The following is a 15,705-nucleotide window of genomic DNA, read 5'->3' on the forward strand; positions in this document are numbered from 1 at the left end:
ATGCAGCTCGAGGCAGCCGATTACGCGGCGATCCTCGACGTCCTCGAGTCGGTCGCCGGCTCACACGACACACGCGACTACGCCGCGCGAGTGAGCGCCGGCCTCTTCCGGCTGTTCCCGTCTCAGGGGGCTTCGTGTACCGAGATCGACGTCACGGGGCGCCGGGTCGTCTCCGAACCGGCGCCCCCGTTTCCGTCGGGGTGGATCGCGCAGTACGGACCCGCATTCGAGAACTTCGCGTGGCAGCATCCGTTGTTCGGAAAGCTGATCTCCGGTGAGCGGGTCGGGCCTACCTCGTGGAGTGTCGATGGTGCAGAGAGCGCGTTCGCGCGCACCGAGCTTTACCGCTCGTTCTACGAGCCCAACGGCGTCCGGCGCCAGATCGTCTTGATCTTCCCCACCCCGCACGGCACATCGATCGTCATCTCGATCGACTGCGCCGCCGCACACCCCTGTGGGGGGAGGGAGGCCGCGATGCTCTCGACGATCGCACCGTTGCTCGAGACCAGCTATCGCCTGGTCAGTCGGGCAGAGGGAAACCTTGTCTGGCCCTTCGCGGATGCCCGGGGCGCGGTGAAAGCAGACGTTTCTGCGCCCGCTGGCCCGGCGCCACGGACGCCGCTCGGTGAGAGCTCGGACAAACTCACGATCGATGACGCGCAGTTGCGTGCGCATCAGGCTTTGCGATCGGCAGGCTTGACCGCTCGGCAGGCCGAGATCGCGCTCATGGTCGCGAGCGGTGCAGCGACGTCGCAGATTGCCACGACGCTGCAGATTTCCACGGGAACCGTGCGAAAACACCTCGAAGCGGTGCACGCGACACTGGGCGTCTCCAGCCGCGCCGCCGTTGCCGCGACGGTCATGCGCCTCGTCCACCCCGAAGCGGCAGACATCCTCGGTCAGCCGCTGCTCTCACGCTGAGGCCGGCGGAGTCCCCTCGGACACTGCACCGGCGGATCATCGCTGGCCTGGGGTGCCGAGATCGATGGCAGAGCCGCCGGTGCAGTTCCTGAGCCTCGCTGCGAGGGACCCACGACGATCCCGGATGCGGCGAAGCTCCCCTCCGCCAACGACGCTACGAGGGTGACCCCGATCCGGCCATACGACATTTCGCGTAGCTGAAGGTTTTCCGGGTCAGCGACCGTACGCTGGCACTATGCGTCCACCGAGACCAGAACCCGTCGGCGCCGGCCAGGAATCGGTCTGGGACTACCCGCGTCCGCCGCGTCTCGAGCGCGTCGATCGCCGCATCGTCGTCGAGTTCGCTGGGGCGGTGATCGTCGACACGAGAGACGTTGTCCGCGTGCTCGAGACGACTCATCCTCCCGTCTACTACCTCCCGATCGACGCGTTTGTCCCCGGGGTTCTGTGTGAGGGTGAGGGAACGTCGTTCTGTGAGTTCAAGGGTCAGGCTTCGTACTTCGACGTCGTGGCGAACGGGCGGATCGCCCCGCGCGTGGGGTGGACCTATCCCCATCCGTCTCGAGGTTTCGAGGAACTCGCCGGTCGCGTAGCTCTCTATCCCGGCCCGATGGATCGCTGCACGGTCGACGGTGAGATCGTCACGCCGCAGCCCGGCACCTTCTACGGCGGGTGGATCACGAGCGACATCCGAGGTCCCTTCAAGGGTGTACCCGGATCGGGAGGGTGGTAGCGGCTTGGTATGTGGCGATCAGTAACCGCTGAGGTCGATGTCACCCGCATCGTCGATCTCGGGGCCGGTGGTCAGGAGCACCTCGGCATCCAGCGTCAGGTCGATCACATCGCGCAACAGGCCACCGAGTGTTGTTGCGCGCAGAAGCCGCAACTGATCCATCTGGCCCAGCGGCGCGATGGCCGCGAGTTGCCAGGCGGACTCCACGGGGTCATCAGACAGCTCGACGTTCGCATCCCAGCGCACGTCACTGAACTCGGCAGCTCGGGCGAGAACCCGACGAACGATCTGCTCGGCCTGCGCGTGCAGCGGTGCAAGCTCCTCGCTCCAATCGAGGTCCGGCATCGGGGTCACGGATGCCGCGGGGTACGGGTCATCCGCGAGCCACCGATCGACGGCCACGCGGGCGCCTCCCACGGCGATCACGTGCACGTCGTCAGCCCGCGGGTCGACCTGCAGGATCCGCGCCATCGTGCCGACGGAGAACCGCTGGTCGCCGCCGCCCGCCTCGCTGCCGCGTTCGATGAGGACCACGCCGAACGACGGTTCTTCATCGTCGGGGACACGACCGAGCATCATGAGGTAGCGCTGCTCGAAAATCCGCAGCGCGAGCGGGGTGTGGGGGAACAACACCGTCCCGAGCGGGAACATTGCGACATCCGCCATGCCCCCAGTCAACCAGCGATTACGAGCGCGGGGCCCGGCGCCGCAGGATGAGTGCGATCACGCCGCGCCACCCGACGAGGAAGACCGCCAGCACGATCGAGGCCACGATCACGAACGCGGTCTGCACACCCTGGCCGCTGATGGCGCGCAGGAGCATGCCCCCGATCACCGTGTAGAGCCACACCGCGACCCCGGCGTTCAGTATTGCGAGCGGAAAACGCCAGAGTCGCATCGTGAGCCAGCCGACAAGGAGTGCAACGAGGAAGGGCCACGTGGTCTGCGCGAGGCCGCGACCGTCGGGGCCGATGACCTCTTCGCCGTGGCTCGCACGCCCGATGGCTGCGAAGATGACCACGAGCACGACGTCGGTCGCGAGGGCGATCGCGACGGTACGAGGCGCAGGCAACACAGGGGAGGGGCGGTCGGGTTCCGGGGCTGTGCTCATGCCTCCAGTCTGCCCGGCCGCGCGCGGCTGGCGAGCTAATCTTGTGCGGTGGCACTGTCGAAGATCCTGCTCTACTACCGGTTCACGCCGATCACCGACCCGAACGCGGTGCGGCTGTGGCAGCGGGACCTGTGCGAGTTGCTCGGGCTTCGAGGACGCATCCTGATCTCAAAGGACGGGATCAATGCCACGGTCGGCGGCGAACTGGGCGCCATGAAGACGTACTGGCGCAAGACCCGCGAGTACCCCGGTTTCGGCGACATCGACTTCAAGTGGTCCGAGGGGAGCGGGCTCGACTCCGATGGACGCAGCCTCGACTTCCCGCGTCTGTCGGTGAAGGTGCGCGATGAGATCGTGAGCTTCGGTGCCCCCGACGAGTTGCGGGTCGATACAGCGGGCGTCGTCGGCGGTGGCACCCACCTCTCTCCGGGTGCCGTGCACAAGCTCGTCGAAGAACGCGGCGACGAGGTCGTCTTCTTCGACGGTCGCAACGCGTTCGAGGCAGAGATCGGGCGCTTCAAGAACGCCGTTGTCCCGGATGTCGCCACGACGCGCGATTTCGTCGCGGAACTGGACTCGGGCAGGTACGACCACCTCAAAGACAAGCCCGTCGTGACCTACTGCACGGGCGGCATCCGCTGTGAAGTGCTCTCGAGCCTCATGGTCTCGCGCGGGTTCTCAGAGGTGTACCAGATGGATGGCGGAATCGTCCGCTACGGGGAGAGCTTCGGCAACACGGGGCTCTGGGAGGGTGCGCTCTACGTCTTCGACGGGCGAGAGTCCCTCACGTTCGGGACGGATGCTGTGACGATCGGAGAGTGCGCCACGTGCGCCGCCGCCACCTCGCGCATGGTCAATTGCGCCGATGCTGACTGTCGGGTGCGCGTCGTGCAGTGCGAGGGATGCGCGGATGCGGCATCCGCGATATGCGCCCGCCATCGCGCGGTAGCGGAGCACGCTCTGGCGGGAGCCGACCGTAACTGATCGTGGAACACTTCGTCACGAGATCACAACATCCTTATGGCTTAGGCGTCCCGTGCCGTAGTGTGAGTCCCGTGCCGGTTTCCGGCGTGCGGGTCGCGCACTGCGACCCGGAGGTATAAGAAGGAAAAGACGATATGGCCACCGGCACCGTCAAATGGTTCAACTCCGAGAAGGGATTCGGTTTCATCGCTCCCGATGATGGCTCCGCCGATGTGTTCGCGCACTTCAGCGCGATCGCCGGCAACGGCTACCGCAGCCTCGAGGAAGCGCAGAAGGTCGAGTTCGACACCGAGCAGGGCCCCAAGGGTCTGCAGGCGGCGAACATCCGCGCACTCTGACACAATCCCCTCGAACGCGCCGCTCCGAAGCCGGAGTCGGCGCGTTCGTCGTTTCTGGGTGTCATCCATCTCAGCATCGACGTGCTCCAGCCTGACGATGTCCCGTGAACTCGCGAGTATTCGGATGCCGACATATCCCCCTCCGTAGTGTGGGGATAGCGAACGGCAACTGCCCTTGGCATCCATCCCGCGGCGCGCACGACGTGCGGCGCACGAGTGAAGTCAGGTGCCGTTGTGCCGTCATCCTCCGTATCTTCCCTTCCTCCCGTCGTCGCGGAATCGTCCAGGCTCGGGCCGGTTCGTCAGACCTATGCCGGAACAGCTGACTTCCCGCCGGTGGCTCGCGCGTACACGCAGGTGTCCCAGGTCGCTCGTGAACTCGGACTGCTGCAGCGCACGCCGTGGTTCTACGCGGCAGTTGGCGCCGCGATCGCTGTGGGCTTCGGTGGTGCAATCACCGGATTCATCCTGCTGGGGGACAGCTGGCTACAGCTGCTGATGGCCGCTGCGTTCGGCATCCTCTTCACCCAGGTCGCCTTCCTCGCTCACGAAGCCGCGCACCGCCAGATCCTCTCCAGCGGCCCGGCCAACGACCGGCTCGCCCGCGTCCTCGGCGGGATCGTCGGCATGAGCTACTCGTGGTGGGACTCCAAGCACTCGCGTCACCACGCGAATCCGAACCGCGTCGGCAAAGACCCCGACATCGAGGTCGACACGATCTCCTTCCTCGAAACGGATGCCGCAGCCTCGCGCGGCATCGTGCGCATGATCACCCGCAAACAGGGGTGGCTCTTCTTCCCGCTGCTGACCCTCGAGGGTTTCAACCTCTACGCACTGAGCTTCCGTCACCTGTTCTCCCGCGGACCGATCAAGGGCCGCTGGACCGAGCTCGGCATCCTGAGCTTGCGGTTCGGGATCGTGCTCGTGCCGATCTTCTTGCTTCTTCCACTGGGTATGGCCTTTGCCTTCTTCGGAGTCATGGTTGCCGTGTTCGGCGTGTACATGGGGGCGTCGTTCGCGCCGAACCACAAGGGGATGCCGATCATCGCGCCTGACGCGAAACTCGACTTCTTCTCCAAGCAAGTGCGCACCTCCCGCAACGTTGGCGGCGGCTGGTGGGCGACATGGCTCATGGGGGGCCTGAACTACCAGGTCGAGCACCACCTGTTCCCGAGCATGTCGCGCCTGCACCTTGCGCAGGCCCGTGAGATCGTGCGCGACTATTGCGCGACCCACGATGTTCCGTACACCGAGACATCGCTGTGGCGCTCGTACGCGATCGTCATCGAGTACCTCAACCGTGTCGGACTTGCCGCTCGCGATCCGTTCGATTGCCCCATGGTTTCGGAGTACCGCCGGGCCTGAGCGCTCCCGACCCGCGGCGTGTGATCGCCGTCCGAACGGAGCTCCCAGGTATCACTGGTAGGGTCTTTCACGGCGGACATCGTTCTCGATCTCTGCCGGCGTCGTCGATACGCATCCCGGCCTGACGGTCCGGCTCTCTTCTCGAACGGCGAACCGATGCGCGAACCCGCGCCGTCGCCAATCCTCCGCTCACCACAGCCCTTCGCCGCTTCGCGCGGGTTGTGCAGCTGTGTGCGGATAACCACGAAAGCAACCCCATGACTACTTTCCTTGACCTTGGCGTGCCCGCAGTGCTCGCCGAGGTGCTCAGCTCCTCAGGCAAGACCGAGGCCTTCCCGATTCAGCGCGACACGCTGCCCGACTCGCTTGCCGGGCGCGACGTGCTCGGCCGCGGCCGCACCGGCAGCGGCAAGACGATCGCGTTCGCGCTGCCGCTGGTCGCGCGCATTGCGGCATCCTCGACCCCGCTGACCTCCGGCCGCCCGCGCGGCCTGGTGCTGGCCCCCACCCGGGAGCTCGCAACACAGATCGCCGCGACCATCGAGCCGCTCGCAAACGCCGTGGGCCTGCGGGTCACCACGATCTTCGGCGGCGTCAGCCAGCGTCCGCAGGAGCAGGCGTTGCGCGCCGGCGTCGACATCGTCGTGGCGTGCCCCGGGCGCCTCGAAGACCTGATGAAGCAGCAGGTCGTGCGCCTTGACCGCGTCGAGGTGAGCGTGCTCGACGAGGCCGACCATATGGCCGACCTTGGCTTCCTTCCCGGTGTGACTCGGATCCTGGCCGCAACCCCCGCCGACGGTCAGCGCCTCCTGTTCAGTGCCACTCTCGACGGCGGCATCGATGTGCTCGCTCGCCGCTTCCTGTCCTCACCCGTGAGCCATGAGGTCGATGAATCGAGTGTTCCCGCGGGGGAGATGACCCACCGTGTGTTCTTGGTTCCCGGCACCGAGGAGAAGACTGCGCTCGTTCGCGAGCTCGCTTCGGGTCAGGGACGCCGCATCCTGTTCACGCGCACCAAGCACCAGGCCAAGAAGCTTGCCAAGCAGCTCACTGCTGCAGGCATCCCCGCTGTCGACCTGCACGGAAACCTCTCTCAGAACGCCCGGGACCGGAACCTTGCCGCGTTCTCGGCCGCACCCGAGGACGGCGGCGTGCGGGTGCTGGTCGCGACGGATGTCGCAGCCCGTGGCGTACATGTCGACCAGGTCGAGCTCGTCGTGCACGTGGATCCTCCCGTCGAGCACAAGGCTTACCTGCACCGGTCGGGGCGTACCGCACGTGCCGGTGCCGAGGGAACAGTTGTCACGGTGGGCCTCGAGGCGCAGCGCCGCGAGATCGCCCAGCTTCTCAAGAAGGCAGGCATCCAGGTCGAGGCGGAGTCTGTGAAGGCATCGTCGGCAGCCGTCGATGAGCTGGTCGGACCGCGCGCCGCGCACCGGATGCTGCCCATCACCGCGCCGGCGTCATCGCCTCGCACCGCCCGTTCAAGCGGGTCGGGTAGCGGAGGCCAGCGGTCCGGCAGCGGACAGCGCAGCGGCTCGGGTCGCGGTACCCAGCAGGGACGCGCAGCGAAGCCTGGGCACACGGCCAAGCCCGCCCACGCTCATAACCCGCGTCACGCCGCCGACCAGGGGGCCGCGCCGGAGCGCAACCCGCAGCGCGCCGAGGGTGCGCCCGCCCGACGTCGCCGCGGTTCACGCGGGCGCGGCGCGGGTCAGCGCCCTGCCGCCCAGTAAGGAACCAGGTCTCACACGAGGGGTCGCAACACGCCGCACGCGCACAGCGCGACACGGCGTGTTGCGACCCCTCGTGCTTGGCGCTGAGGCGCAGAGGCGACCTGAGACCGTTGAGAGCTCGGCTCAGATATCGGTGGGGGTCCACTCCGAGACGACGCTGAGCTCGTCGAGCTCGTCGTCGGTGAGCTGCAGCGTCGCGCTGGCGAGGAGGTCGGCTACCTGCTCGACGCGCGAGGCGCTCGCGATCGGGGCGACAACATGCGGCTGGTCGCGCAGCCACGCCAGCGACACCGCCGCCATCGTGCTCGCGTGGGCCGCGGCGATCCGCTCCAAGACGTGCAGGACCTGCAGCCCCTGTGGCGTCGCGTACTTCGCGGCTCCCTTGGCGCGAGGTGACGCGCCGTCCTCGGCATCCGGTGACCGGTACTTGCCCGTGAGGAAACCGCTGGCGAGGGCGTAGTACGGCAGGATGCCGAGCTCGAACTCCTCGGCGATCGGGGCCAGTTCGCTCTCGACCTCGAAGCGGTGCACGAGGTTGTAGTGGGGCTGCAGCGCGACGGGCTGAGCGACGCCGAGGTCGGCTGCGGTCAGCATCCATTCGCGGATGCGTTCGGGTGTGAAGTTCGACAGCCCGATCGTGCGAACGAGGCCATCGTCGACGAGCTTTCCGAAAGCCGACACAGCGTCGGCGAGCGGAACCTCCGGGTCGTCGTAGTGCGCGTAATACAGGTCGATGGTGTCGACACCGAGTCGCTCGAGCGACGCTTCTGCTGCCCCGCGGATGTTCTTCAGGCCCGGAAATTCGGGGTGGCGGCTGACCTTCGTCGCAATCTTCAGATCTGCGGACGGATGGGCGGCGAGCCAGGCGCCGATGATCCGTTCGCTGTCGCCCCCAGAGTTACCCGGAACCCACGCGCTGTATCCATCGGCGGTGTCAACGAAGTCGCCGCCGCCCTCGGTGAAGGCGTCGAGGATCGCGAAGCTCTCGTCGCGGTCGGCGGTCCAGCCAAACACGTTGCCACCGAGGCAGAGGGGGAAGACGTCCAGGTCGCTGGTTCCGATGCGGGTCATGGCTCCATCCTTGCACCGCCAGAACGTGAGGAGATTCTCATCGTGTCGTCGATGTTTGCCCCGATGCGCCGTCGATAGCGTGTGGCTCGCGGCATCCATCTCCGCATCAGCGTCCGCACCCGAGAGGACCCCATGATCGTTCGATTCGCCCGCCCGGGACTTGCGATTCTCGCCGCCGTGGGGATGGTGCTGGGGGTCTGGCTGGCACTCGTCCCGGCGACACGATCGGATGCCGTCTCCTGCGCTCCCACGTGGTCGTCGAGTGCCACGTACGTCGGGGGTGACACGGCCAGCAAGAACGGCATCCAGTACCGCGCGAACTGGTGGACGCGAGGGGATGACCCGGTCACCCACAACGGCGTCACGGGAACGGGCCAGCCGTGGACCTCCCTGGGCGCGTGCGGTGCCGTGCCACCCGCACCGACCGCAACCCCCACACCGACGGTAACCCCCGCTCCGACGACCCCATCCCCAAGCCCGACGCCGACAGCTGCCTGCACAGTTGCAACCTGGAGCGCAGGGACGATCTACGTCGCAGGAAACACGGCAACGCGCAGCGGCATCCTCTATCGGGCGAATTGGTGGACGCGCGGTGATGACCCGGCTACGCACAACGGCGTCACCGGGACGGGCCAGCCGTGGACGTCACTCGGTTCGTGCGGTGCGACGCCCACCCCCACTCCGACCGCTACGCCAACGCTGACTCCGACACCCACGCCCACGCCGACGCGCACCGCTACGCCCTCACCAACGCCGACGCCGAGCCCTTCGGGAACCCCGGGACTCCCGCCGGAGTTCGTCTTCAGCCCGTACAAGGACGTCACGGTCGGCATGAACTGGAATACCTACGCGATGGGAACCGCCGTCGGCGGCTCATCCCGGCCGCTCGTGGGTGCCGGCGGGCTGCTCGGCAGCAGCGCCACAGATCTGGATGCCGTCACCTTGGCTTTCGCGACCGGAACATGCGGGAGCGAGAACTGGGGTGGTGTCGCTGCCCAGGCTTTCGCCGACGCCAACATTCCCGCGCTTGAGGTGGCAGGCGTCGACTACATCGTTTCCACGGGAGGGGCGGCGGGAGCCTTCCACTGCTCCTCGGCTGCGGGAATGACCACGTTCATCGAGAGGTACGCGTCAGATCACTTGATCGGCATCGACTTCGATATCGAATCCGGGCAGTCTGCGGCCGACATCCGTGATCTTGTTGCGTCTGCTGTCGGCGTCCAGCAGGCCTACCCGGACCTGCGGTTCTCGTTCACCCTCGCAACTCTCGCCGCTAGCGACGGCAGTCACGGCGGCCTCAACGCGACCGGCGACACGACAGTGCGCGCGATTCTGGCATCGGGACTGCGCAACTACACCGTCAACCTCATGGTGATGGATTACGGCGCCGCGGGTTCGGGCGTGTGCGTTGTCCGCGGCGGACTATGTGACATGGGAGCCTCGGCGATCCAGGCGACAAAGAATCTCCAACACACCTATGCGATCCCGGCGAACAGGATCGAGCTGACCCCGATGATCGGGATGAATGACGTGCGCGATGAGATCTTCACCCTCGCGGATGTTCAGACCGTCGCCGCTTACGCGAAGACCTCAGGGCTCGCCGGCATCCACTTCTGGTCCCTCGATCGAGACGTGCCCTGTTCGCCGCCGACCCCGTGGGTCTCGATCACCTGCAACTCGGTGACCAGCGGCACCGCCTCGCTGTCATACACGAACGGCTTTCTCGACGCGCTCGGGTAACGGATGCGCGGCGCGAGGCTAACTCACGGCTGCCGCTCCTGACGTGGGTGCTGCGGTTCGGTAGCGTGTGACGAGTGAACGCACCCGTCGATCCGACAACCACGCCTGCCTGGTCCGCCCTCACCGACGCCGCATCCGGGTTCGCCCCGGATCTGCGTGCCTGGTTCGCCGCCGACCCCGGCCGGGTCGAGCGGATGAGTCATCCGCTTGCCGACCTGCACGTCGACCTGTCGAAGAACCTCGTGACCGACGAGATCCTTGCCTCGCTCGTGCAGCTGGCGGAAGAAACCGGCGTTGCGGAGCGATTTGCGCAGATGCTCGCCGGCGTGCACCTGAACACCTCCGAAGACCGAGCGGTGCTGCACACGGCGCTGCGTCGCCCGGCAGGGGAGAGCCCCGCGCTCGTCGTCGACGGCCAGGATGTCGACACCGATGTGCACGCGGTGCTTGATGCGATGGATGCCTTCGCCAACCGGGTGCGGTCGGGGGAGTGGCTCGGCGTGACCGGCAAGAAGGTCACGCACGTCGTCAACATCGGCATCGGCGGGTCGGACCTCGGCCCCGTCATGGTCTACGAGGCCCTGCGGCCCTATGCGAACGCCGGGATCGAGGCGCGGTTCGTCTCGAACATCGACCCGACCGACATGGCGCAGAAGACCGCGGACCTCGACCCCGAGACGACGCTGTTTATCGTCGCCTCGAAGACCTTTACGACGCTCGAGACCCTCACCAATGCCCGGCTTGCGCGAGACTGGCTGTGGGCTGGGCTCACGGCATCCGGTGCCATCGACGGGACGGAAGCCGCCAAGACTGGTGCCGTCGCTCACCACTTTGCGGCGGTCTCGACCGCGCTCGACAAGGTCGCCGCGTTCGGCATCGACACCGACAACGCATTCGGCTTCTGGGACTGGGTGGGCGGCCGCTATTCGGTCGATTCGGCGATCGGGCTCTCGCTCACCATTGCGCTCGGTCCGGATGCCTTCCGTGACCTGCTCGCCGGATTCCACGCCGTTGACGTGCATGTCGCCACGACGCCGCTCGAGCGGAACGTGCCGGTGCTCATGGGCCTGCTCAATGTCTGGTACACGAACTTCCTCGGCGCGCAGACTCACGCGGTGCTGCCGTACGCGCAGCAGCTGCATCGGTTCCCGGCATATCTGCAGCAGCTGACTATGGAGTCCAACGGCAAGCGCGTTCGCTGGGACGGTTCGCCGGTCGTGACCGACACCGGTGAGGTGTTCTGGGGCGAGCCCGGCACGAACGGACAGCACGCGTTCTATCAGCTCATCCATCAGGGCACCCGGCTCATCCCGGCGGACTTCATCGCGTTCGTGAACCCGGCCTATCCGCTCGAGGATGGCGGTCGCGATGTTCACGGGCTCTTCCTCGCGAACTTCCTCGCGCAGACCAAGGCCCTCGCGTTCGGCAAGACCGCCGAGGAGGTCGAGGCTGAAGGGTCAACCGGGGCGCTCGTGGCCGCGCGCACCTTCCCGGGCAACCGCCCCACCACGTCGATCTTCGCGCCCGCACTCACTCCGTCGGCGCTCGGTCAGCTCATCGCGCTGTACGAGCACATCGTGTTCACGCAGGGGACGATCTGGGGCATCAACTCCTTCGACCAGTGGGGAGTCGAGCTCGGCAAGCAGTTGGCTTTGCAGATCGCTCCGGCTATCGAGGGTGACGCTGCCGCTGTCGCGGCGCAGGATGCTTCCACCCAGGCTCTGCTGGAGTACTACCGCACTCACCGCCGCTAAGACGGTGCGGGGCATCCTTCCGTAGGGGAGGCTGCCCCTCAGTGGTGGGTGGGCGGGGCCTGCTCGGGGGCGAGCACGCCACCCAGCTCGCGGAAGAGGCTGTCGGCCAGGTTCGGGTAGAGACCTTCGGCGTCGAAAGCCTCGGGCAAGAACGTGACGGCCACCGAGATCGCGAGGTCCTCGTCGGCGAGGTACGCGGCCACCGCGGCATACCCGCTGAAGAGCGGGTTTTGCAGGATCCAGTCCCCAGAGGTGACCAGACCGATGCCGTAGGTGTACGGCTCGATCTGGGTGAAGCAGGACGGGCACCCGTCGACCGGTGAGCCAAATCCGCGCAGCGCCGTCGAGGTCATGGCGTCATGGGCTTCGGGGGAGAGGAGCTCACCGGTGCCGATGGCACGGATCGTGGTGTCGAGGTCGTCGATCGTCGAGGTCTGGACGGCGCCGTGGGGGAGCGTCCACGACGGGTTCCAGTAGGTGCTCTCTTCGGTGAAGACCCGACCATCGGTGATGTCGAAGAACGGGCGCCGCTCCGAGGTGAAGGCGTGCAGGGCGGGCTCGGGAATCTCGCCGGTGAGGCTCGCGTGAGTGCCGGTCAGGCCCAGCGGATCAAGGATGCGCTGCTGGATGAGCTGATCCAGGGGCGTGCCGGTGGCAGCTTCCAGTGCCTTGCCGAGGATGACGTACCCGGTGTGGGAGTACCCCCAGTTCGTGCCGGGCTCAAACCACAGGGGCTGGCCAGCGCCAAAGGCGATGAGCTCGTCGGCGGTCCACATGCGGTACGGGTCGCTGTAGCTGCCCTCGACGAAGGCGGGATTGGGGACGAAGTCCTGGATGCCGGAGGTCATCTGCGCTAGCTGCAGCAGGGTCACCTCGTCGGCATGCGGGATCTCGGGCTCCCACACCGAGAGGCGATCATCAAGATGGAGCACTCCTTCATCGGCAAGCTGGAGAAGCACCATCGCGACGTAGCTGATCGCTACGGCGCCGTTGCGGAAGTGCATCTCGGGTGTCGCGGGTACCCCGGTGATCGATTCCCCGAATGCTTCACGAAAGATCGTCTGCCCGTCGCGGCTGACTTTGACGATCGCGGCCCGGACCGGCTGCGTGGCGATGAAGTTCTGCACCGTCGTCTCGATCAGGGCGGCCTCGCTGCTCGTGGCAGTTGCTGAGGCATCCGGAGTCGCTGACGCATCCGGAGTCGGCGCGGTGCATCCGGTGAGCGCGACGACGACGAGCGCGGCACTGACTGCGGCGACGAGGGGTGAAAAGCGCATGAGCGACAGTGTGTCAGATCTGTCCCGCGTGCTCTGCTGGGCGCTGCTGGCTGGAAGACTGGAAGGCGTGCCAGATCCGATCTCCCCGCATCCGACCGACCGGTACATCGTCGCCACCGACGGTGCCTGCAAAGGAAACCCGGGGCCGACCGGATGGGCGTGGGTCGGGGAGGACGGCAATTGGGCGGCGGGGTCGCTGCCGGAGGGCACCAACAACATCGGCGAGTTGCTGGGGTTGCTCTATGCGATCACTGATCATGCCGATGTGACCGAACTCGTCATCCAGGCCGACTCGAAGTATGCGATCGACACGTACTCGTCGTGGATGGACGGCCACCGCCGTCGCGGATGGGTGACCAGTGCGAAAAAGCCGGTGGCCAATCGAGACATCCTCGAGCGTCTCATCGCTGCCCGCGAGGCGCGCCGCGCGGCGGGAATGCCGGATGTCGTGCTCGAACATGTGCGCGGGCACAGCGGTCATCGCCTCAACAGTTGGGCCGACGAGCGGGCCGTGCGCGCGTCCGAGCATGCGGCGAAAGGCGAGGCTCTCGTGTGGACGTCACTGCGGGGGCTTGACCCGCTCGACGTTTCGACCGACCCGCCTCGGTCGGCTGCCGACCGGAACCGGCGCTGAGCGCAATATCGGGGGCGTCCTAGACCATGCTCGATTCGGTGCGTGCCGTCGGAAGGATGAGCGTCACGATCACGCCCTGCCGCTCGGGAGATGAGATCTCGACCCGGCCGTTGTTCGCTTCGATCAACTCGCGGGCGATCGCGAGTCCGAGTCCGACGCCGGGCGTCTGCGCCACCTCGGCATCTGGTGTGCGATAGAACCTGTCGAACACGAAGGGAAGCTCGTCTGGCGCAATGCCGGGGCCGGTGTCGCTGACCGCGATCCGCACGGCAGCTATGTCTTGCCCATCCGAGTTTGTGAGAGCATCGTCGACTGTTTCGGCGTGTATCCGCACCGTGCTTGCCTGCGGTGCGAACTTCAGCGCATTCGAGATGAGGCTTCCCAGTGCGCGCACGAGTTCGTGATGCACACCGCAAACCGTCCCCTCGGTCCCGCCGACGACGAGCTCGGTTCGTCGTTCGGCTGCGGTGTCGCGGAACGGCGTGAGCGCCTCCTCGATGAGATCCGCCACCGGGATCGAGACGTGCAAGCTTGGTGCGCTCGCGTGATCCTTTGCTCGTGCCAGGAAGAGCAGATCGTCGGTGAGGTCCGCCAGCCGGGCGGTGTTTCGTCGTGCGACCGACACCCACTCCCGTGACGGCCCGGTCAGCTCCTCTGCATCTTCGAGCAACTCGAGGTATCCACTCACGTTCGCGATCGGTGTGCGCAGCTCGTGGCTCGCTGTCGCGATGAAGTCGACCTGCCTGCGTTCGAGTTCGAGTCGTGCCGCCAGCGTCCTTGCCCGCTCGGTCTCGGCCGCCAAGCGGTCCTGCGTCGTGCGCACGCTATCGGTGATGTCAACGAGTTGCACAGAGATCCGCGGTGTGGCGCCGCTGGTCTCGGAGGCGTCGATGTTCAGGATGCGCTCGTTGGCCTCGAGCGTGACGAGGCGCTGGAGCTCCAGGCTCTGCTGCGCGGCATCCCGGAGCGGACCGGGATGCCAGCGCCTGTGTGCGTCGAGGTCCTCGCTGAGGATGCGGCGGGCGGCCGTGTTCACGAGGAGCACCGCCCAACCATCGCCGCGGCACTCGGCGACGAGGAGTCCGACACGAGAATCGACGATCCCATTGGTGACGAGGTCAGCCACATTTCGGGCGGACAGGGTGGCTGCGCGCAGTTCGTAACTGGCCGCAGTGAGGAACAGGTTCGTGCTCGCGGCCATGAACAGGAAGAGCGTGACCAGGAGCGCCGCTGTGGTGGGAGTGAGAGCGTCGTCGTTGAACGGACCGAACCCGGCCACGGTGGTGCCGAGGATGACCGTGTTCGCGATCAGCGACTCCGTGTACGCCGCGCGAATGGGAAAGCGAAACGCTGCCCACGCGAGGATCCCGATGGGAAGGAACGTGAGGGGCATGGTGGCGCCGGCGACGATGAGGAAAGCGAGGATGCCGCCGAGGATGATGACCTGGAGGGTGATCTCGACCCACCGAATGGGTTGTCCGAGGTGGGGCGGAAGGACGGCGAACGGAGCGATCATCAGGATCGCCGCAGCGTGCGAGGCAGCGACGTGCGCGGCAGTCTGAAGAGGGCTCGCCGCAGTACCGGCGACGATGACGCCGATCAGAAGACCGAAGACGCTGGATGCGGCGATCGTCGACAGGGCGAACCGCCAGGCAGCGCTCACCGATCGAATCCGAAAGCCCCGGGGGTGGCGCCACAAGAGAATGGTCGCGAAGATGCCCACTTCCACCGCATTGGCGACGCCGAAGGCGCCCGCGATCGGGACATCCCGCCCACCCAGAATGTTCTGGTCATGGTGACGACGGCCACCATGACCAGAACCGCCCACCATCGAGATCGCGGAACCATCAGGATGAACAGCGCCGAGACTCCAGCGGCGGGCCACCAGGCGGCGACGGAGCCACCGGGCGGTGTCATGTTCACGCTGATCAGCGAGAGTGCGAAGATCGCTGCGGCGGCAAGGAGCCAGGCCCACCACGACGGTCGCGTGGATGCCGCGGCATCCGTCACGGCTCGCCGATCATCGCCCGCCGCCATGCAG

Annotated in this window: 15 protein-coding genes; 9 read left to right on the forward strand and 6 right to left on the reverse strand. The window is 66.7% G+C overall.

The window, feature by feature from the left end; translation table 11 throughout:
* Positions 1-921: a response regulator transcription factor gene (locus ACQVDU_RS13370; protein ID WP_443477382.1), complete on the forward strand. Its 921-nt coding sequence runs from the start codon at positions 1-3 to the stop codon at positions 919-921.
* A gap of 235 nt (positions 922-1,156) precedes the next feature.
* Positions 1,157-1,654, forward strand: a complete 498-nt coding sequence (locus ACQVDU_RS13375; protein WP_443477383.1) for a DUF427 domain-containing protein — start codon at positions 1,157-1,159, stop codon at positions 1,652-1,654.
* An 18-nt stretch (positions 1,655-1,672) separates the two neighbouring features.
* Here the strand turns inward: ACQVDU_RS13375 and ACQVDU_RS13380 are convergent, their stop codons facing one another.
* Complete coding sequence (locus tag ACQVDU_RS13380; protein WP_443477384.1) at positions 1,673-2,320, reverse strand: LON peptidase substrate-binding domain-containing protein; 648 nt, start codon at positions 2,318-2,320, stop codon at positions 1,673-1,675.
* Positions 2,321-2,339: 19 nt separating this feature from the next.
* Entirely contained in the window at positions 2,340-2,765 is a 426-nt protein-coding gene (locus tag ACQVDU_RS13385; protein ID WP_443477385.1) for a DUF3054 domain-containing protein, read from the reverse strand.
* Positions 2,766-2,813: 48 nt separating this feature from the next.
* Between ACQVDU_RS13385 and trhO the strand changes: the two genes are divergently transcribed.
* From trhO to ACQVDU_RS13405, 4 genes are all read left to right on the forward strand, one after another.
* Positions 2,814-3,749, forward strand: coding sequence for an oxygen-dependent tRNA uridine(34) hydroxylase TrhO (trhO, locus tag ACQVDU_RS13390; protein WP_443477386.1), 936 nt, complete (start codon positions 2,814-2,816; stop codon positions 3,747-3,749).
* A gap of 134 nt (positions 3,750-3,883) precedes the next feature.
* On the forward strand, positions 3,884-4,087 hold the full coding sequence (locus tag ACQVDU_RS13395; RefSeq protein ID WP_292708214.1) for a cold-shock protein: 204 nt from the start codon (positions 3,884-3,886) through the stop codon (positions 4,085-4,087).
* Positions 4,088-4,423: 336 nt separating this feature from the next.
* Positions 4,424-5,452, forward strand: coding sequence for a fatty acid desaturase family protein (locus ACQVDU_RS13400; RefSeq protein WP_443477387.1), 1,029 nt, complete (start codon positions 4,424-4,426; stop codon positions 5,450-5,452).
* Positions 5,453-5,709: 257 nt separating this feature from the next.
* Positions 5,710-7,188, forward strand: coding sequence for a DEAD/DEAH box helicase (locus tag ACQVDU_RS13405; RefSeq protein WP_443477388.1), 1,479 nt, complete (start codon positions 5,710-5,712; stop codon positions 7,186-7,188).
* A gap of 123 nt (positions 7,189-7,311) precedes the next feature.
* Here the strand turns inward: ACQVDU_RS13405 and ACQVDU_RS13410 are convergent, their stop codons facing one another.
* Positions 7,312-8,259, reverse strand: a complete 948-nt coding sequence (locus tag ACQVDU_RS13410) for an aldo/keto reductase (protein ID WP_443477389.1) — start codon at positions 8,257-8,259, stop codon at positions 7,312-7,314.
* Positions 8,260-8,391: 132 nt separating this feature from the next.
* Between ACQVDU_RS13410 and ACQVDU_RS13415 the strand changes: the two genes are divergently transcribed.
* Complete coding sequence (locus tag ACQVDU_RS13415) at positions 8,392-9,999, forward strand: carbohydrate-binding protein (RefSeq protein WP_443477390.1); 1,608 nt, start codon at positions 8,392-8,394, stop codon at positions 9,997-9,999.
* A gap of 74 nt (positions 10,000-10,073) precedes the next feature.
* A complete protein-coding gene (pgi, locus tag ACQVDU_RS13420) occupies positions 10,074-11,753 on the forward strand; it encodes a glucose-6-phosphate isomerase (RefSeq protein ID WP_443477391.1) in 1,680 nt (559 codons plus the stop codon).
* A gap of 38 nt (positions 11,754-11,791) precedes the next feature.
* On the opposite strand, the gene ACQVDU_RS13425 is transcribed toward pgi, so the two are convergent.
* Positions 11,792-13,030: a serine hydrolase domain-containing protein gene (locus tag ACQVDU_RS13425; RefSeq protein WP_443477392.1), complete on the reverse strand. Its 1,239-nt coding sequence runs from the start codon at positions 13,028-13,030 to the stop codon at positions 11,792-11,794.
* Between the two features lie 67 nt (positions 13,031-13,097).
* Between ACQVDU_RS13425 and ACQVDU_RS13430 the strand changes: the two genes are divergently transcribed.
* Positions 13,098-13,664, forward strand: a complete 567-nt coding sequence (locus tag ACQVDU_RS13430) for a ribonuclease H family protein (protein ID WP_443477393.1) — start codon at positions 13,098-13,100, stop codon at positions 13,662-13,664.
* A 19-nt stretch (positions 13,665-13,683) separates the two neighbouring features.
* On the opposite strand, the gene ACQVDU_RS13435 is transcribed toward ACQVDU_RS13430, so the two are convergent.
* The gene (locus ACQVDU_RS13435; RefSeq protein ID WP_443477411.1) at positions 13,684-15,393 is read right to left on the reverse strand and encodes an ATP-binding protein; all 1,710 of its coding nucleotides are present in this window, start codon (positions 15,391-15,393) and stop codon (positions 13,684-13,686) included.
* Positions 15,324-15,701, reverse strand: coding sequence for a hypothetical protein (locus ACQVDU_RS13440; RefSeq protein ID WP_443477414.1), 378 nt, complete (start codon positions 15,699-15,701; stop codon positions 15,324-15,326). Before ACQVDU_RS13440 ends, ACQVDU_RS13435 begins: the two co-directional genes overlap by 70 nt.
* Between the last annotated feature and the right edge of the window lie 4 nt (positions 15,702-15,705).

Origin of the sequence: Microbacterium sp. F2 (assembly GCF_052274505.1) — a bacterium.
Lineage (GTDB): Bacteria > Actinomycetota > Actinomycetes > Actinomycetales > Microbacteriaceae > Microbacterium.